The 18,843-nt window shown below is 43.5% G+C and carries 13 protein-coding genes; 12 read left to right on the plus strand and 1 reads right to left on the minus strand.

What is annotated here, in order from left to right; translation table 11 throughout:
* Positions 1-19 precede the first annotated feature (19 nt).
* From ACMXYW_RS01460 to fba, 3 genes are all read left to right on the plus strand, one after another.
* Positions 20-1,075, plus strand: coding sequence for a type I glyceraldehyde-3-phosphate dehydrogenase (locus ACMXYW_RS01460; RefSeq protein WP_415904966.1), 1,056 nt, complete (start codon positions 20-22; stop codon positions 1,073-1,075).
* Positions 1,076-1,109: 34 nt separating this feature from the next.
* Complete coding sequence (locus ACMXYW_RS01465; protein ID WP_415904967.1) at positions 1,110-2,273, plus strand: phosphoglycerate kinase; 1,164 nt, start codon at positions 1,110-1,112, stop codon at positions 2,271-2,273.
* 84 nt (positions 2,274-2,357) lie between these two features.
* Entirely contained in the window at positions 2,358-3,422 is a 1,065-nt protein-coding gene (fba, locus tag ACMXYW_RS01470; protein ID WP_415904968.1) for a class II fructose-bisphosphate aldolase, read from the plus strand.
* Positions 3,423-3,488: 66 nt separating this feature from the next.
* On the opposite strand, the gene ACMXYW_RS01475 is transcribed toward fba, so the two are convergent.
* Entirely contained in the window at positions 3,489-5,843 is a 2,355-nt protein-coding gene (locus tag ACMXYW_RS01475; RefSeq protein WP_415904969.1) for a penicillin-binding protein 1A, read from the minus strand.
* A 160-nt stretch (positions 5,844-6,003) separates the two neighbouring features.
* On the opposite strand from ACMXYW_RS01475, the gene pilM reads away from it, so the two are divergent.
* The 9 genes from pilM (at position 6,004) to gltB (ending at position 18,834) form a co-directional block, all read left to right on the plus strand.
* Positions 6,004-7,071 (plus strand): type IV pilus assembly protein PilM, encoded by a 1,068-nt coding sequence (gene pilM / locus ACMXYW_RS01480; protein WP_415904970.1) that lies wholly within the window; start codon positions 6,004-6,006, stop codon positions 7,069-7,071.
* A gap of 3 nt (positions 7,072-7,074) precedes the next feature.
* Positions 7,075-7,626 carry a PilN domain-containing protein gene (locus ACMXYW_RS01485; protein ID WP_415904971.1) on the plus strand — a complete coding sequence of 184 codons (552 nt, stop codon included), beginning with the start codon at positions 7,075-7,077 and terminating at the stop codon, positions 7,624-7,626.
* A 3-nt stretch (positions 7,627-7,629) separates the two neighbouring features.
* Entirely contained in the window at positions 7,630-8,268 is a 639-nt protein-coding gene (locus tag ACMXYW_RS01490) for a type 4a pilus biogenesis protein PilO (RefSeq protein ID WP_415904972.1), read from the plus strand.
* Positions 8,265-8,816: a pilus assembly protein PilP gene (locus ACMXYW_RS01495; RefSeq protein ID WP_415904973.1), complete on the plus strand. Its 552-nt coding sequence runs from the start codon at positions 8,265-8,267 to the stop codon at positions 8,814-8,816. Before ACMXYW_RS01490 ends, ACMXYW_RS01495 begins: the two co-directional genes overlap by 4 nt.
* Before the next feature lie 29 nt (positions 8,817-8,845).
* On the plus strand, positions 8,846-10,945 hold the full coding sequence (gene pilQ / locus ACMXYW_RS01500) for a type IV pilus secretin PilQ (RefSeq protein WP_415904974.1): 2,100 nt from the start codon (positions 8,846-8,848) through the stop codon (positions 10,943-10,945).
* 45 nt (positions 10,946-10,990) lie between these two features.
* Entirely contained in the window at positions 10,991-11,491 is a 501-nt protein-coding gene (gene aroK / locus ACMXYW_RS01505; protein ID WP_415905865.1) for a shikimate kinase AroK, read from the plus strand.
* A 10-nt stretch (positions 11,492-11,501) separates the two neighbouring features.
* A complete protein-coding gene (gene aroB / locus ACMXYW_RS01510) occupies positions 11,502-12,596 on the plus strand; it encodes a 3-dehydroquinate synthase (protein WP_415904975.1) in 1,095 nt (364 codons plus the stop codon).
* Between the two features lie 28 nt (positions 12,597-12,624).
* Positions 12,625-14,187 (plus strand): SPOR domain-containing protein, encoded by a 1,563-nt coding sequence (locus ACMXYW_RS01515; protein ID WP_415904976.1) that lies wholly within the window; start codon positions 12,625-12,627, stop codon positions 14,185-14,187.
* Between the two features lie 195 nt (positions 14,188-14,382).
* Complete coding sequence (gene gltB, locus ACMXYW_RS01520; RefSeq protein ID WP_415904977.1) at positions 14,383-18,834, plus strand: glutamate synthase large subunit; 4,452 nt, start codon at positions 14,383-14,385, stop codon at positions 18,832-18,834.
* Positions 18,835-18,843 lie beyond the last annotated feature (9 nt).

Genomic DNA, 18,843 nt, shown 5'->3' on the forward strand with positions numbered 1-18,843 from the left:
TTTAGGGTAGGGTTCTAGATTGAGTTATCGCGTTGCAATCAATGGCTACGGCCGAATCGGCCAGTGCGTCCTGCGTGCGATTTATGAAACTGGATTGCAAAATCTATTTAGGGTTGTTGCTATCAATGAGCTGTCCGATCTTGAAACGGTAACCTACCTTACACGCTACGACACGACTCATGGTCGTTTTCCGGTGTCTGTTGAACACAATGGCAAACAGCTTCTGGTCAATGGCGACACTATTCAGATTCTGAGTGAATCCGATGCTGAGGATCTGCCTTGGGCTGATTTGGGTATTGATCTTCTCTTTGAGTGTTCTGGATCGTTTAAGGCTCGCTCTCTGGCTGAGTTACATCTGCATAGCGGTGCTCAGCGCTTGTTGTTTTCTCAGCCTGCTACAGATGAGGTTGATGCAACTATCGTCTTTGGTTTGAATGAGCACCTGTTGAGCTCAGAGCATACAGTTGTCTCAGCGGCTTCCTGTACGACCAACTGTATTATCCCAGTACTAGATCTACTAGATAAACAGCTTGGGATTGAAAATGGTGTCACGACCACGATTCATTCCGCGATGAATGATCAGCCGGTTATCGATAGTTACCATCAAACTGATTTACGTCTAACTCGAAGTGCTATGCATTCAATTGTGCCTGTAGACACAGGTCTAGATAAGGGTATTGATCGTCTGTTACCGCATCTCGCGGGTATGTTTCAGTGCCTGCATGTTCGAGTTCCCACGATAAATGTATCGATGATGGATCTCTCAATTAATGTGTCGCAGCCGACCAATGTCGAAGAGGTGAATCACATCCTGCAGCGTGCCTCTATCGAAGGGCCGTTAAAGGGACTATTAGGTTATACCGAAGAGCCCCATGCTTCGGTAGACTTCAACCGCGATTCCCGTTCCGCGGTAGTAGATGGTACCCAGACCAAAGTGTCTGAAGGGCGTCTAATCAAACTTGTTTGTTGGTTTGATAATGAATGGGGCTTTGCTAACCGTATGTTAGATGTAGCGAAGCATTGGTTGGCTATAAGTGGCGGAGAAAAATCCGCTGCGAAAGAAACGAATTCCTGATTTAAATATTTAAAAACTTAAGTAGGGCACGTCAATGAGCGTACTGAAAATGAGCGAACTGGATCTGAGCGGCAAGCGCGTTCTGATCCGCGAAGACCTAAACGTACCAGTGAAAAATGGTGAAGTGACTTCTGATGCGCGTATCCGTGCATCATTGCCGACGATTGAGCTGGCACTTAAAGCAGGTGCTAAGGTGATGGTGATGTCTCACCTAGGTCGACCAACGGAAGGTGAATATGACGAAGAGTTCTCTCTACAGCCTGTAGCTAACCATATTGGCAGCTTGTTGGGTCGCGAAGTTCCATTAATTAAAGATTGGTTGGACGGAGGCTTTGAGGTTGCTGAAGGCGATCTTGTGTTGCTGGAAAACGTTCGCTTCAACGTAGGCGAAAAGAAAGACAATGAAGAGCTATCTCAGAAGATGGCTGCATTGTGTGATGTTTATGTTATGGATGCATTCGGTACGGCACACCGTGCTCAAGCGTCGACCCATGGAGTGGCAAAATTTGCTGAGATAGCTTGTGCAGGTCCTCTACTGGCGGGTGAACTAGATGCATTAGGTAAAGCGCTAGATAAGCCTGCTCGTCCGCTTGCAGCGATCGTTGGCGGATCTAAAGTATCGACGAAACTTGAAGTGCTAACAGCGCTATCCGACCAAGTTGATCAGTTGATCGTTGGTGGTGGTATTGCAAATACTTTCCTTGCAGCAGCGGGTAAGCCAGTGGGTAAGTCCTTGTGCGAACACGATTTAATTCCAGTAGCTAAAGACCTAATGGCGAAAGTAAACATCCCGATGCCTGTGGATGTTGTTGTAGCGAAAGAGTTTGCTGAAACGGCTGAAGCGACGGTTAAATCTGTTGATGATGTAGCTGAAGATGACATGATTTTGGATATTGGTCCTCAATCTGCACAAAATCTAGCTGAACTGCTAAAAGATGCAGGAACAATCATCTGGAACGGTCCAGTTGGTGTATTTGAATTTGACCAGTTCGGTGAAGGTACTAAGACGTTGTCTCTAGCTATCGCTGAAAACCAAGGTTTCTCTATCGCGGGCGGTGGTGACACCTTAGCAGCTGTGGATAAATACGATATTGCAGATAAGGTATCTTATATCTCTACTGGTGGTGGTGCGTTCCTTGAGTTTGTTGAAGGTAAGAAGCTACCTGCAGTAGCTGCTCTGGAAGCTAAAAACGCTTAAGCACTAATTTTAATAATGGATGGGTGGTAAACTCTGCCTATCCCCGTCTTTCGACGAAGTTAACAAATATTTAAAGGTGACAAAATGGCTCTGATCTCCATGCGTCAGCTGCTGGATCATGCTGCTGAAAACGACTACGGTATTCCAGCATTCAACGTGAACAACCTGGAACAAATGCGCGCTATTATGGAAGCGGCAGACAAAACTAACTCTCCAGTGATTGTTCAGGCATCTGCCGGTGCACGTAAATACGCGGGTTCTAACTTCCTGCGTCACATGATCGAAGCGGCGATTGCTGAATTCCCGCATATCCCGGTATGTATGCACCAGGACCACGGTACGTCTCCTGCGGTTTGTCAGCGTACTATCGCGATGGGCTTCTCCTCTGTCATGATGGACGGTTCCCTGATGTCTGATGGTAAGACACCATCAAGCTATGAATACAACGTTGATGTTACTCGCCGTACGGTCGAGATGGCACATGCATGTGGTGTTTCTGTAGAGGGTGAGCTGGGCTGTCTAGGTTCTCTTGAGACAGGTCAGGCGGGTGAAGAAGATGGTATCGGTGCTGAAGGTACACTGTCTCATGACCAGATGCTGACAGATCCAGATGAAGCAGCAGACTTCGTTAAGAAGACTGGTGTAGACGCGTTGGCGATTGCTTGTGGTACTTCTCACGGTGCTTACAAGTTTACCCGTCCACCGACAGGTGACATCTTGGCGATCGACCGTATTAAGGCGATCAACGAGCGTATTCCAGGCACGCACCTGGTAATGCACGGTTCTTCTTCTGTACCTCAAGAGTGGCTGGCTGTAATCAACGAATTTGGTGGTGAGATTCCAGAAACTTACGGTGTGCCGGTTGAGCAGATCGTTGAAGGTATCAAGTACGGTGTGCGTAAGGTAAACATCGATACTGACCTTCGTCTAGCATCTACGGGTGCGATCCGTCGCTTCCTGGCGGAAAACCCAGCAGAATTTGATCCACGTAAATACCTGAAGAAGTCTATGGAAGCGATGACCGATATTTGTGTTAACCGCTACGAAGCTTTCGGTACAGCAGGTAATGCGTCCAAAATCACTGCTATCTCTCTGGAGAGCATGGCTGAGAAGTACGAAAGCGGTGAGCTAGATCCAAAAATTGCATAAATATATTTCTGTTTAAGCTATAAAAAAACCGCCCTTGGGCGGTTTTTTTATAGCTGTAGACAAGCCTTAGAATAGCTCTTCCGCAGTATTGGTGGATACAGAATTGCTAGGTGTGGCATAGCCGGTTGGAATATTTTTCTTACGGAAATATTCGTAGATGGCGTCCGCCTGCCCAGGGTAAGCCAATTGTCCACTGCGAGGATCAATTTTTACGCTAACAATGCCTTGAGGAGCTTTGGGTGCATTTTCAGGTTTGTCCTCAAGTGCATCTCGCATGAAATCGATCCAGATCGGTAAGGCAGCTGTGCCGCCAAACTCGCGTCGGCCTAAGGTTTTAGGTTGATCGAAACCAACCCAGGCGGTCGCAACGAAGTCTTGGTTAAAGCCAGAGAACCACGCATCTTTCTGATCATTGGTAGTTCCGGTTTTGCCCGCTATATCTTTACGTTTGAGTATTAGAGCTTTGCGAGCAGTGCCTCGGCGAATCGTATCCTGCATGATGTTATAGGTTAGGAATGACACTTGCTCATTATATATTCGTGGGGCAAGCTTTTGTTCTTGATTTTGCTCGCAATCGGTGTTGCATGCTATAGCAGGTTGGGCTGTGAACAGATTTTCCCCAAACTGAGTTTCAATGCGCTGAATAAAATAAGGTTCTACTTTAAAACCGCCATTTGCAAAAGCCGCATAACCTGTAGCTAGTTGAAGCGGTGTTACGTCTGCTGTACCCAAAGATAAAGACAAATTGTTGGGTAGTTTAGTGCGGTCGAAACCTGCTAGATCTAGGTAGGTTTGAGCTGCGTCTATACCTATTGCTCGCAGAAGTCTAATTGATACAAGGTTTCTGGATTTATAGAGTGCTTCACGTAGGCGTGTAGGACCGTAGAATTTTTTGCTGGAGTTTTCCGGGCGCCAATTGCCTTCCAATTGTTGGTCGTGGATAACAATTGGAGCGTCGTTAATTAAAGAGGCGGGAGAATAGCCTTTATCCAATGCGGCAGCATAAATAAAAGGTTTGAAGTTTGAACCCGGCTGACGAACGGCTTGAGTGCTGCGATTAAATTTATTGTGAGTGAAATTAAATCCGCCTACGAGAGATACAATAGCACCATCTTTAGGGTTCAGGGCAACAAGGGAACCTTGAACTTTAGGCGTTTGTGTAAGATGGAATTTTCCTTCCTTCTCTCTAATTCGAATTAAGTCCCCTATTTTTAAAACGTCACTAGCCTTCTTCGGGGCTTTGCCTGTGTAGTTGACCGATTTGTATGGTTTAGCCCAAGCTATACCTTCCCATTCTAGCGTCGCTTTTTTTCCTTCTTTCAAGAGTAATTCTGCAGATTTATCATCGACTGATAGAACAACTGCTGGTTGAAGGGTGAAATAAGAAATCACTTTGTTTAATTTCTTCTGTAGATCATCAGAAGAGGTGTTGGCAATATCCCACTGGTCCTCAGCTCCTAGGTAGCCATGGCGCTCAGAGTAAGCTACTAAGCCGTTTGATACAGCGATGTTTGCTGATGATTGAAGTTTACTATCCAGAGTCGTGTAGACTTTATATCCATCGGTGTACAAATTTTCACCGTATTGTTCGTACAGTTCTTTTCGAACCATCTCAGCTACATAATATGCGCGCAGTTCAATATCGCTTGTGTGATATTTAGCTGTAACGGGAGCGGCAATAGCTTCTTCTAATTGTTGATCATTAATGAAACTGAGCGAGTGCATACGTTTAAGAATCCAATTTCGTCGCTCTATCGCCCTACTAGGGTTGGTGATCGGGTTAAAAGCAGAAGGGGCTTTAGGCAGACCGGCAATCATTGCATGCTGAGCAAGACTTAAGTTTTCGATATTTGTGCCGTAATAGACATTGGCGGCTGCTTGTATGCCGTATGAACGATGGCCTAGGTAAATTTTGTTTATGTAAAGTTCGAAGATTTCTTCTTTGCTTAGCTCTTGCTCGATTCTAAGTGCAAGTAGAATCTCCATGAACTTACGGGTGAATGTTTTTTCGCGGGTCAGAAAGAAATTTTTTGCGACCTGCATGGTGATAGTTGAGCCACCGCTTTGGATATGGCCGGTTGATGCTAATTGGAATGCAGCTCGAGATAGGCCTTTAATATCAATGCCGAAGTGGTCAAAGAAACGACTGTCTTCAGCAGCGGTAAGAGCATGAATAAACTGAGGAGGGATCTCTTCAAAGTTGATCGGTGTGCGACGCTTTTCACCGAATTCTGCGATGAGTTTTTCATCCTGAGAGTAAATTCTTAGAGGAGTTTGAAACTGAACTTCTTTAAGAGAATCGGTATTTGGTAGTTTTGGAGCGAAGTGGTAATAGACGCCTGCAAGCGTAAGTGCGCCTAAGAACAAGCAAAAAATACCGATTTTAAACAAAAGTTTGAAAAGCGAAACCATAGCTGACATGCTACTCTGATACATTGAAAAGTTTATTTGGGTCTATTATATAGATAGGTGGTATTGATCCTCTAGCAGATATTAAATATTAATTAGTTTTTAATATCTCTTAGGGTAAGCCAAGGGTACTTAATACACATTAACGCAGGACTAGTTAGGGAATATATTTGTGTTGGGCTTTTTGGGAAACAAGTCAAGTTGTTTGGTTGGGCTGGATGTCGGATCTTCATCCGTAAAGTTAGTGGCTCTTTCTAAAAATGGCGGTGGTTATACTCTAGAATCTTATGCTGTGGTTTCGTTACCTCCGACAGCTGTTATTGATGGCAATATTCAAGATATTGGTCAGGTGGCTGAAACAATAGAAAAAGCAGTAAAAGTGGCAGGAGGGAAATTGTCGTCTGCTATTGCTGCTGTGCCTGCGTCTGCCGTTATTACGAAACGTATTGAAATGAGTAATGCCTTCACAGAATTTGAGCTTGAAGAGCAAATCAAGGTCGAGGCCGATCAGTTTATTCCATACCCATTAGATGAAGTTGCGCTGGATTTTGAGGTGTTAGGTCCAGTCAAAAATAATGATAGCTTACAACAAGTATTACTCGTGGCTTGTAGAAAGACAGATGTCGAACAGCGTGAAGATGCAATTAGTAATTCAGGACTGCAATGTTCAATTGTTGATGTAGATACCTTTGCTGTCGAGAGGGCTTTTCCATTAATTTCTCCTGAGCAGAGAGATGAATCTAATTTGATTGGTGTTGTTGATATTGGAGCTGCTACGCTTACTCTAAATGTATTTAAAGGTACTGAAATTGTTTATAGCCGTGAGCAGGCTTTTGGGGGTAATGATTTAACAAATACTATTCATCAGCAGTATGGAATGAGTGTCGAAGAAGTAGAACAGTCGTTAAGGCTTAATGAATTATCTTCTGAAATTCATGACATGGTGGTCTTGCCATTTAGGGGTACTGTGGCGCAACAAGTGTCTCGATCTCTTCAATTCTTTTATTCATCAGGTGCCCATAGTGAACTTTCCGCATTGTTTTTGTCTGGAGGGACTGCAACTATCAAGGGGCTTGTTGATCAGCTAACTGAAGAGCTGGGTATAAACGCCGATATGGCTAACCCATTCTTAAATATGTCAATTAGTTCACGTGTAAATCGTTCAAGGTTAGAGCGTGATGCACCTTCTTTGATAAAAGCATGTGGGTTGGCAATGCGTGGATTTGAGGACAAGGTGTAGATTATGGCTACAATCAATTTAAGGCCTTGGCGTGAAGAAAAGTCCAAAGAACGCCAGAAGCATTTCTTAATAAATTTGGGTGGAGCCGCCTTGTTTGCCGGGGCTGTGGTTCTAGGGATAGGGTATTATTTTGATGTAATGCATGACCGGCAGGTTGACAGAAATGATTATCTTAAAGCCGAATCTGCAAAACTAGATAAGAAGCTCAAAGAAATTAAAGAATTAAAGGAAAAGAAACAGCGGTTACTAGCGCGATTGGATGCAATACAGCAGCTGCAGGCATCTAGGCCAATAATCGTGAGGAATTTTGATGAACTGGTGAAAGTTTTGCCGGATGGTATTTATTATTCTCGAGTGAGTCGTAAAGCAAATAGTATCGGCATTAATGGAGTCGCTGAAGATAAATTGGATGTTTCAAATCTTATGCGAAATATTAATTCATCTATATGGTTTGGTGAACCAACCCTCAGTAAGGTTAAGTTGTCCAAAGAGGGATTGAATTCATTTTCTTTATCTTTACCAGTAGTAACCCCAAAAGAGAAGAAAGGGAGTTAAATAATGGAGTTGCTAAAGAACGCATTCAAAGGTTTTGATCCAGGGAATATAGATTTTTCTAGTGCTGGTAATTGGCCGATTGGTGTTAAATGTATTTCATATCTCTTGGTTATCGTAATTATTTTAGTGGCAGGTACTCATTTTTATATTGCAGAGAAGCAAAAAGGCCTAGAGAGAGTTATTGCAAAAGAAGAAGGCCTAAAAACACAATATAAAAGCAAGGCTCTACAAGTTGCTAACTTAGAAGCTCTTCGACTACAGATGAAAGATGTTGAAGGGCGCTTTAAGGAATTGTTAAAGCAGTTGCCTACAAAAAAAGAGGTGCCTGGTTTGTTGGATGATATTACAAATTTAGGTACTGCGGCGGGGCTAAATATAGGATCAATTGTATTGGCTTCTGAGAAAAGAGCTGATTTCTATAGAGAGTTGCCAATAAAAATTAATGTGTCTGGGTCTTATCACCAGTTAGGTCAATTTGTAAGTGGTGTTGCTGGTTTATCTAGAATTGTTACTATGCACGATTATTCAATTAAGCCACTGAATGCGGGTGTTTCAATGGATATTGAAGCTAAAACCTATAGGTATGATGACAACGAACCTGCATCCAAGAAAAAGAAAACTAAAAAGGGGAGGAAAAAATGATTAAAAATATAAAGTTTATTTTCTGCTCTTTGGTCACCTTTCTTTTGGCGGGATGTGTAGATTGGGTTGATGATACAACTGATTTACAAAAATATGTGGCTAAAACAAATCAAATTAAAGGCGGGGAAATTGAACCTTTGCCAGAGTTTCAACCATATAATAGTTTTGTTTATGAAGGCGCTTCATTAAGGGAGCCTTTCAGAGCAATCGAACTCGCTCCTGAAAAGGAAAATTTGCCTGAGGATGGCTTATTTGGAGAGCTTAAGCCTGATTCAGAGAGAGAAAAGAGTTATCTGGAATCGTTTGCAATTGATGATCTCAATATGGTTGGAACAATCAATCAAAGAGACGATGATCGCCTTTGGGCTTTAGTTAAGGATAATAATTCCGAAATACATAGAGTCACAGTGGGTGATTATATGGGGTTAGATCATGGTGAAATAATCTCTTTAGATGAGTTGCAAATAAATATAATTGAAATAATCAAAAATGGTCGCGGTGGTTGGATGAAACGCACCCGTAGCCTTGCCTTGAATGAGCCGGAATAAGGGATAATATTGTGAAAATTCGGGTCCCCATGAACACTGTACCTACAATCAATTTGTATAAAAAAATGTACCTATTGTCTGTGGCTTTGATCAGTGTGTTCTTGTCGCAGTGGGCGGCAGCTGAAATTCAACTGAAACAGGCGAATTTTGTGGCTTTGCCTGGCGGGAAAGTTGAACTGAAATTTGACTTTGATTCTACGCCTCCATCGCCCCAAGCTTACATGATAAATCAGCCGTCTAGACTCGTAATGGATTTATGGGGCGTAAAAAATGGTTTAGATACACGCTCCTTAGATGTCAAAACGGGGCAAGTAGATGGAGTCAGTTTTGCACAAACTGATGGTAGGCTGCGTGTTGTCACCAGCCTTTTTGAACCTTCTTCATATAAAACTCTTACAGAAGGTAACAGCCTATTTGTAATAGTTCAGTCTGGGGGAGATGTGTCGAATATGGCACCTGCTGTCTCTAAAAGTATTATTACTCAATCTCAAGTTGGTTCCGAAAGTTCTTCTGGTTTGGTGTCTGATCGCACAAGTGTTGTTGGAATGGACTTTGAAAGGGAAGAAGGGGGTATTGGTCGAGTTAGTATTACTTTATCAGACGATAAGGCTGGTGTTGATATCCAAGAAGAAGGTAACAATGTTGTTGTAAATTTGGTCGGGGCCGATCTCTCGCGTGCTCTAGAACAGCGGGTAGATGTACAGGATTTTGCTACTCCTGTAATGTTTATTGATGCTATGGCTAATGGCGGCAATACAAGCATTCTTGTTAAGCCTAGCGCTGAGCCATATGAATATTTAGCTTATCAGACTGACAATAAGTTGGTACTTGATTTCAAACCTCTAAGTGCAGCTGAAAAGCAAGAGAGGGATAAGGATTTATTCCCGTTTAGTGGCGATGCAATAGATTTAAATTTTCAAAATGTAGAACTTCGTTCTGTATTGCAAATTATTGCTGAAGTAGCTGAATTGAACTTAGTTGTTAGCGACACTGTTGGCGGCAACATTACTCTGCGATTGAAAAACGTACCTTGGGATCAGGCTCTAGATATAATTTTGAAAACTAAAGGCTTAGATCAAAGAACCGTAGGTAATGTATTGCTGATAGCTCCAGCAACAGAAATCGCAAAGCGGGAGCAGGAAGAATTAGAAAGTTCTCAAAAAGTAGAACAGCTGGCGCCTTTGAGAACTGAATATATTCAGGTTGAGTACCGTAAAGCTTCAGATATGCTTGATGCTATTGAAAAAGCAAAGTTAATTTCAGAACGCGGTTTTGTTATGTCAGATGATGAAACTAATATCTTAATGGTTAAAGGAACTGAGAAGGATATCGAGGCTATACGGGGCACGTTAAGGCGTTTTGACGTTGAAGTGGAGCAAGTTTTAGTCGAAGCCCGTTTAGTGAATGCTCGATCTAGTGTGACTAAAGATTTAGGCGTTCGTTGGGGCTTCGGTTATAACGATGTGAATAGCAATGGAGAAGGGTGGATTGTTAATGACACATATGAATCTATTGATTTTGGTTCGCCTCCTACTGCAGCAGGGTTGCAGGTTGACCTAGGTGCAACAGCGGCAAATGCTGGTTCTATTGCTATTGGGTTTAAACCAGGCTCAAGTTCCTTGTTGGCACTAGAGTTAAGTGCGTTAGAAACTGATGGCAAGGCGGAAGTGATTTCTCAACCTAAAGTTATGACAACAAATGGTACACAAGCATCAATTGAGTCTGGTTCTGAAATTCCGTACCAAACAGTAGAAGATGGTGAAGTTAGTATTGAATTCAAAGATGTAGTTTTGAAATTAGATGTTACACCACGTATAAACCCAGGTGATAGAATTGCCATGGATTTGGAAATTAAGCAAGATTCAATTGGGTCAGTATTACCAAATGGTGAGCTGAGTATTGATAATAACGAACTCAAAACTTCGGTAGTGGTTCCTGATGGACAAACCATTGTGCTTGGTGGGGTCTTTAGGAATGAAAACAGCGAGACTACAGGTAAAATTCCTTTATTAGGAGATCTTCCTATAATGGGGGCTTTGTTCCGAAATAAAGAAAATACTTCTGAAAAAACTGAGTTGCTGATTTTTATCACACCAAAGTTAGTTAGAAATTCATTAACTTCACAGTAATTGAAAGAATGGTTGTGTGAATTGAACATCTTTCTCGTTGGGCCTATGGGAGCTGGAAAAAGCACCATAGGCCGTTTGTTATCTCAAGAGTTAAAATTAGAATTTGTTGATTCTGATCGTGAAATAGAAAATCGTGCTGGTGCTGATATACCTTGGATCTTCGATGTAGAAGGTGAGATGGGTTTCAGAGATAGGGAAGAAAGTGTCATAAAGGAATTGGCAGAAGACCGCTCCATTGTCCTATCTACCGGAGGTGGGGCTGTTTTAAGAGCTTCTAATCGGGCGGCATTACAGTCGAATGGAACAGTGGTTTATTTAGAAACATCAGTGGATCAACAATTAGATAGGACCTCTCGCGACAAAAATAGACCTTTACTTCAAACCGAAGACCCTAGGGCTGTGTTAGAGTCGCTTATGGCTGAACGTCATCCATTATATCTTGATTGTGCTGATATCATTGTCAGGACTGATAAACGCCATCCCAAAACTGTCGCTAGCGACATTATTAAGCAATTAAAGGCAAAGTCACCGCTTGATGCGGAGTAAACAATTCTCTATGCAAACATTAAAAGTTGATCTGGGTGATCGTAGTTACCCTATTTTTATTGGGCAAGGTTTACTGGATCAGGGGCTTATGGCTCCGTATATAAAGGGCAAACAAGTCCTGATAGTAACAAATGAAACGATTGCGCCTTTATATCTTGAGCGTCTGAAAAAGACATTGGAAGGGCAGTTTCAATTAGATACTGTGATTCTGCCAGATGGCGAACAGTATAAGAATATGGATCAGATCAACACGATCTTTGATGCTTTATTAGAAAATCGCCATAACAGAACAACAACACTTATCGCGCTCGGTGGTGGTGTTGTTGGGGATATGACCGGATTTGCTGCTGCGTGTTACCAGCGCGGTGTAAACTTTGTGCAGGTTCCGACAACGTTGCTTTCTCAGGTTGATTCTTCAGTGGGAGGGAAAACAGGCGTTAACCACCCTCAAGGTAAGAACATGATTGGAGCGTTTCATCAGCCTCAATGTGTTGTTATTGACACTGATGTTTTAAATACCTTGCCTGAAAAAGAGCTATCTGCTGGCATGGCAGAAGTGATTAAGTATGGCTTGATCTACGATGAAGCTTTTCTGTGTTATTTAGAAGATCATATTGATGGTTTGATGGGGTTGCAGTCAGATCTTCTTGAACAGGCAATTTATCGTTCTTGTGCTGTTAAAGCTGAAGTTGTTGCGCAAGATGAGAAAGAGGCTGGTATTCGCGCGTGGTTGAATTTAGGGCACACATTTGGTCATGCGATTGAGGCTAACCAAGGCTATGGTGAATGGCTTCATGGTGAAGCTGTTGGTGCTGGAACAATGATGGCGGCAGATCTTTCTTGTCGCCTAGGTTGGATCTCATCTTCTGAAGTCGATCGAATCAGGAATATACTTGAGGCTGCCAACCTTCCTGTGCATCCGCCTGAGTCCATGGGCATTGATACTTTTAAAGATCTGATGCTTGTGGATAAAAAGGTTATCGATGGCAGTATTCGTCTTGTGCTACTTCAAGAAGTTGGTAAAGCAATTGTCACTTCAGATTTTCCAGCGGAGTTATTAGACCAAACCCTGTCTGCGGGTAAAAAGTTAGGTAGCTGCTGTTAGTTAATGCGTTAAGAGTTGATCCTTTCTGATGAAGTCAAATATTTACTTTGAACCGCCGAGCCGCCTTCAGCTGCTAGACAAATTGAAGCACTTGGTCAGGTTTTCTGATTTTTTGCTATTAGTGTCTGGAGATAGAGGTGCAGGAAAAAGTACTCTCTTGGATCAGCTCCATCCAGAAAAAGGTGATACAACTCTTTGTAGCTGTTTTATAAAACCAGAAGCCGAATTATCGCAGCAAAAGCTTCTTGAATCCCTTATTGGTCAACTACCAAGTCATGATTCAACAGGCACAGGGTTTGCTGATCAACTAAAAGTTTTCCATCTACAACTAAAAGCACTGAGTTCTGCTGGTCAGAAATGTTTGATTCTGATTGATGATGCGGAATATCTATCTAATGAGGCATTTGAATTGCTGATGAATCTGCATGCAGCAGGTGCGCAGTTAATTTTGATGTCTGAACCATCTTATGCAGAGGCTGTTTTAGCTACAGATCTTGTTAAGGCGATGGAAGGGCGTGTTCATCATGTGGTTATTGAAGGCATGTCGAATGAGGAAGCTACTGAATATCTGCAAATTTGCCATCCTGCACTGACATCACTTCCTGAAAAGAAAAAAGCTGATTTGATCTCTCTCTCTGGTGGTATGCCAGGGAGAATTGAAACGCTGCTTGCTGGTGGAAAAATTACAGTTCCACCGCGGAAAAAAACTGCATTCCCTCTGCCACCCATTCATATGATGGGCATCGGTGTTGTCTTAGTAGGGATAGTCGGTGTTTCATTGTGGAAATTTATGCCAGAAGAGCCTGATATTGATCAGCAAGTAGCAGTCGAAGAACGGGTGACCATGCCATTAGTTGTTCCAGTCGCTGCAGAGCAAGCTGAAGCGATTGAAATTGAGAGTAGTCAGGCAGAGCTGGCTGTGCGGCCTGACATGCCTTTAGAAAAAAATCCTTCCGTAAGAGAAGAGCTCTCGGCTCGCTTAAAAGAGCAGGAAGATAAACTAAACAGTGTAGCTCAACCTACACCTGTAGTAATCGACCCACCAAGTGTTCCTGATGCGAAGCCTAGCCAAACTGTTGAGGTTGAAAAATCTACTCAAACAGAGGTTGTTTCAGTGCCTGCCGTTAGTGCTCCAGAAGTATCCAAAGTAAATACGGCTCAGTTGGAAAAAGACCTTAGAGAAGTTGTTAAGGCAAGTGGCGAAACGCAACCTTCTGTTTCGCCTGCGATTCCAAAGGTTAAATCTCAAGAGAGGAAACCCAAGGAAGAAACAATAGCATCGAAGGGATTGAGTCAAAGTGAGCAAGCATTGATGGGTTGGCCTGATAAAGGTTATACCTTGCAGATGTTAGGTGCTAGGTCAGAAGAAAGTGCTCTTGGTTTTATCAAATCTCAGCAGAAACCAAGTGACTTTTACCACTTCTCGACAATATATAAAGGGCAGCCGTGGCATGTAGTTGTGCATGGTAAGTTTGCTAATAGAGATATTGCGAATGCAGCCATCAGAAAATTGCCAAAAGAGCTACAAAACGTGAAACCTTGGGCAAGAAGTATTCAAGGCGTAAAAATAGATATTAAAAGTAAAAAATAGTTTAAAAACAAATAGATAGCGTGTCGTATTGATGGGCTATTACCTTCCATATATCCTCAGGCAACTGTTTGAAATTTGTCCCAAACCCACTTCGCGTGTAGAATAGCTGTCCCTTTTTGCTGAGTGGCGCATATATTGCAGCAGAAAGAATTATTAAGATATTGATTTTTAAGTATTTTTAAGTGGGAATGGCTTATGAGCAAAGGTCTTTATCGCCCCGGTGAATTCAAAGATAACTGCGGCTTTGGCCTTATGGCACACATGCAAGGCCAAGCGAGTCACGATCTGCTAGAAAAAGCGATCGAAGCACTAGCGTGCATGACACACCGTGGTGGCATTGCGGCAGATGGTAAAACAGGTGACGGTTGTGGCCTGTTGATGCAAAAACCAGATGGTTTTTTGCGTACCGTTGCGCAGGAAGAATTTAACACCGATCTAGGCGAATTTTATGCGGTTGGTATGGTATTTTTGCCACGTGATGCTGCGAAAGCAGAAGCAGCACGTAGTGCAGTAAATACAGCGATTACTGATCAAGGTCTTGAAGTTGCTGGATGGCGTGTAGTTCCAACCGATGAATCTTGTTTAGGGCCTATCGCAAAAGATACCCTGCCACTCATCGAACAGGTCTTTATTACTGCGGCAAGCAAAACTGAACGTGAACTAGCAATTAGCTTGTTTACAGCGCGCCGTAAAGCTGAGATTGCAATGTCAGCTGATGAAGATTTCTACATTTGTAGTTTCTCAGACAAAGTTATCTCCTATAAGGGTTTAACTATGCCTGTTGATCTACCTGTGTTCTTTAAAGATTTGGCAGATCCGCGTCTAGAAACAGCTGTATGTACTTATCATCAGCGTTTCTCTACTAACACTGCACCGCGCTGGCCTTTAGCTCAGCCTTTCCGCTTCTTGGCACATAACGGTGAGATCAATACTGTTGACGGTAACCGTAACTGGGCTAAAGCACGTGCAAGCAAATTTGCTACAGATCTACTACCTAACCTAGATGAACTGCAACCGATTGTTAATACAACAGGTTCAGACTCTTCAAGTATGGATAACATGCTTGAGTTCCTATTGGTTGGTGGCATGGATATCTACCGTGCAGTACGTATGATCGTACCGCCAGCATGGCAGAATGTTGAAACTATGGATGCAGATCTACGTGCATTCTATGACTTCAACTCTATGCACATGGAACCATGGGATGGTCCTGCAGGTATGGTAATGACCGATGGTCGTTTTGCTGTATGTATGCTTGACCGTAACGGTCTGCGTCCATCTCGTTGGGTAATGACTAAACAAGGTTATATCTGTACAGCATCTGAAATCGGCGTATTTAGCTATCAGCCTGAAGATATTGTCGCTCAGGGTCGTGTAGGACCAGGTCAGATCTTGGCTATCGATACGCAGACAGGTGATGTTCTACATACTCAAGATGTAGATAACCGTCTTAAAGCCGCTCAGCCATACAAAAAGTGGCTGAAAGAGAATGCTCTTCGTCTAGAGCAGACTATGGACTTGGAAGAAGAGTCTAAATCTTTCCCTGCTATGTCAGCGGACGAGATCAAAACTCATATGAAAATGTTCCAGGTTACTTTTGAAGAACGTGACCAGATCCTTCGTCCACTTGGTGAGAGTGGTATGGAGGCGATCGGTTCTATGGGTGATGACAAGCCAATGGCTGTCCTATCAGACCGTGTACGTTCTTTATATGACTATTTCCGTCAGCAATTCGCTCAGGTTACTAACCCGCCAATCGATCCTCTGCGTGAAGCGATCGTTATGTCGTTGGAAACGTGCATCGGTGCTGAACAGAACGTGTTCGAAGAGACACCAGAACATGCTCGCCGTGTAATTCTGACTACGCCTGTATTATCCGCAAGCAAGTTTAATCGTCTGCGTGATAACCAAGAGCCAGGCTTTGAAGTTGCACAAATTGATCTGAACTATAACCCTGAAGAGATCTCTCTTGAGGATGCGATCAAGTCTATTGCTGATCAAGCTGAACAATCTGCGCGTGATGGCAAAGTCATTCTAGTGCTAAGTGATGCCAATATCGCTCGTGGTTGCCTACCTGTTCACGCTGCTTTAGCGACAGGTGCAGTACACCACCGTCTAGTTGATAAAGGCTTACGTTGTGATGCCAATATCGTTGTAGAAAGTGGAACGGTTCGTGACCCTCATCACTTCGCGGTACTATTTGGTTTTGGTGCGACAGCTGTTTACCCATACCTTGCTTACCGTGTTCTTAACGATCTTTGTGCTGCAGGCGAAATTCAAATTGAGCCGCTTCAGTCTCATGAGAACTACCGTAAGGGTATCAACAAAGGCTTGATGAAGATCCTATCTAAGATGGGTATCTCTACAATTGCTTCTTACCGTGGTGCACAGTTGTTTGAAGCGATTGGCCTAAGCTCTGAAATCGTTGATCTTTGCTTCAAAGGTGTTACTAGCCGTATTGAAGGTGCTCGTTTTGAGGACTTCCAATTTGAACAGGGCCTACTAGCGAAAGAAGCTTGGACAGCGCGTAAGCCAATTCAAGCGGGTGGTTTGCTGAAGTATAAGCACGGTGGTGAATACCACGCTTATAACCCAGACGTAGTTAAGACAATCCACGAAGCGGTAGAAACAGGCAATCCTGAAGCTTACCAACGCTATGCTGAGCTGGTTAATAACCGCGGTTACGCAACTCTGCGTGATATGCTGGGCTTGCGTAAAGATGTTAAATCTATCTCAATTGATGAGGTAGAGTCTGCTGACAATATCTTCCCGCGTTTTGATTCTGCTGCAATGTCCTTAGGTGCATTGTCTCCAGAAGCTCACGAAGCACTTGCTGTTGCGATGAACGAACTTGGTGGTCGTTCTAACTCCGGTGAGGGTGGTGAAGATGCTGCTCGTCACGGCACGATGAAGCGTTCTAAGATCAAGCAGGTTGCTTCGGGTCGTTTCGGTGTAACACCGGAATACCTATCTAATGCTGAAGTTATGCAGATCAAAGTAGCCCAAGGCGCTAAGCCGGGTGAAGGTGGTCAGCTACCTGGTGGTAAGGTTAATAGCCTGATCGCACGTCTACGTTACTCTGTACCAGGCGTGACGCTAATTTCGCCTCCGCCACACCACGATATCTATTCTATCGAAGACTTGGCGCAGCTAATCTTTGACCTTAAGCAGGTTAACCCAGAAGCACTAGTTTCTGTGAAGCTGGTATCTCGTCCAGGTGTAGGTACGATCGCATGTGGTGTTGCAAAAGCATACGCAGATTTGATCACTATCTCTGGTTACGATGGTGGTACAGCTGCATCACCAATGACATCGATCCATTATGCAGGTTCTCCGTGGGAACTTGGTCTTGCCGATGCGCACCAGTCTCTACGTGGTAACCAACTACGTGGTTCTGTACGTCTACAAACGGACGGTGGTTTGAAGACTGGTTTGGACGTTGTTAAAGGCGCGATCCTAGGTGCTGAAAGCTTTGGTTTCGGTACAATGCCAATGGTTGCATTGGGTTGTAAGTACCTACGAATCTGTCACTTGAATAACTGTGCGACCGGTGTTGCTACTCAGAACGATAAACTGCGTGAAGATCACTTCCGCGGTACGGTAGAGATGGTTAAGAACTTCTTCCGTTTCGTTGCTGAAGAAACTCGCCAGTTAATGGCACAGCTAGGTGTTCGTTCTATGGAAGAACTAGTAGGTCGCGTAGATCTTCTAGAGATCCTAGACGGTGAAACACCTCGTCAGAAGAACTTGGATCTATCTCCAATTCTGACATCTGCTGGTGAAGAGTTCCCTAACACTTGTCAGGTAGAGCGTAACGAGCCTTACGACCTAGCTGAACTGAACACTCAGATGCTAGAGCTTGCTGAGAAAGCAATTGCTGATAAGACTGGCGGTGAATACGAACTGGTTATCACTAACTGTGACCGTTCTGTAGGTGCTCGTACTTCTGGTGCTATTGCTAAGCAACACGGCAACCTAGGCATGAGCGATCAGCCTGTAACCTTCAAGTTTAAAGGTCATGCAGGCCAGTCATTCGGTGTTTGGAACGCTGGTGGTCAGAACCTATACCTAGAAGGTGATGCTAACGACTACGTTGGTAAAGGTATGGCTGGCGGTAAGATCGTTATCCGCCCATTTGATGAAGTAACATTCAAGTCAAATGAAACTGCCATCATGGGTAATACCTGCTTGTACGGTGCAACTGGCGGTAAGCTATTTGCGGCGGGTCAAGCAGGCGAGCGTTTCGGTGTACGTAACTCTGGTGTACATGCTGTTGTTGAAGGCGCTGGCGATCACTGTTGTGAATACATGACAGGTGGTCTAGTTACTGTGTTGGGCTCTACGGGCTACAACTTCGGTGCTGGTATGACAGGTGGCTTTGCTTACGTTCTGGATATGGATAATAGCTTCGTGGATAAATATAACCACGAGCTAGTAGAGATTCAGCGTATCCACACTGAAAATATGGAAGCTTACAAAAATCATCTGCGCTCTGTGATCATTGAGTTCACTAAAGAGACAGGCAGTGCATGGGGCCAAGAGATCATCGATAACCTTGATGATTACATCGGTCGCTTCTGGTTGGTTAAACCAAAAGCTGCAAGCCTGAATGATTTGCTATCTAATATCCGTACACGTCCGGAATAAGAAGCAAAT

The sequence above is a fragment of the Neptuniibacter sp. QD48_55 genome, assembly GCF_047778115.1.
GTDB lineage: Bacteria > Pseudomonadota > Gammaproteobacteria > Pseudomonadales > Balneatricaceae > Neptuniibacter.

Bases quoted from the DNA above. Each gene is read 5' to 3' on its own strand.
- aroK (WP_415905865.1), top strand. From the start codon at position 10,991: ATGGGAGCTGGAAAAAGCACCATAGGCCGTTTGTTATCTCAAGAGTTA.
- ACMXYW_RS01475 (WP_415904969.1), bottom strand. From the start codon at position 5,843: ATGTCAGCTATGGTTTCGCTTTTCAAACTTTTGTTTAAAATCGGTATT.
- ACMXYW_RS01495 (WP_415904973.1), top strand. From the start codon at position 8,265: ATGATTAAAAATATAAAGTTTATTTTCTGCTCTTTGGTCACCTTTCTT.
- ACMXYW_RS01465 (WP_415904967.1), top strand. From the start codon at position 1,110: ATGAGCGTACTGAAAATGAGCGAACTGGATCTGAGCGGCAAGCGCGTT.
- gltB (WP_415904977.1), top strand. From the start codon at position 14,383: ATGAGCAAAGGTCTTTATCGCCCCGGTGAATTCAAAGATAACTGCGGC.
- ACMXYW_RS01515 (WP_415904976.1), top strand. From the start codon at position 12,625: ATGAAGTCAAATATTTACTTTGAACCGCCGAGCCGCCTTCAGCTGCTA.
- pilQ (WP_415904974.1), top strand. From the start codon at position 8,846: ATGAACACTGTACCTACAATCAATTTGTATAAAAAAATGTACCTATTG.
- ACMXYW_RS01485 (WP_415904971.1), top strand. From the start codon at position 7,075: ATGGCTACAATCAATTTAAGGCCTTGGCGTGAAGAAAAGTCCAAAGAA.
- aroB (WP_415904975.1), top strand. From the start codon at position 11,502: ATGCAAACATTAAAAGTTGATCTGGGTGATCGTAGTTACCCTATTTTT.
- fba (WP_415904968.1), top strand. From the start codon at position 2,358: ATGGCTCTGATCTCCATGCGTCAGCTGCTGGATCATGCTGCTGAAAAC.
- ACMXYW_RS01490 (WP_415904972.1), top strand. From the start codon at position 7,630: ATGGAGTTGCTAAAGAACGCATTCAAAGGTTTTGATCCAGGGAATATA.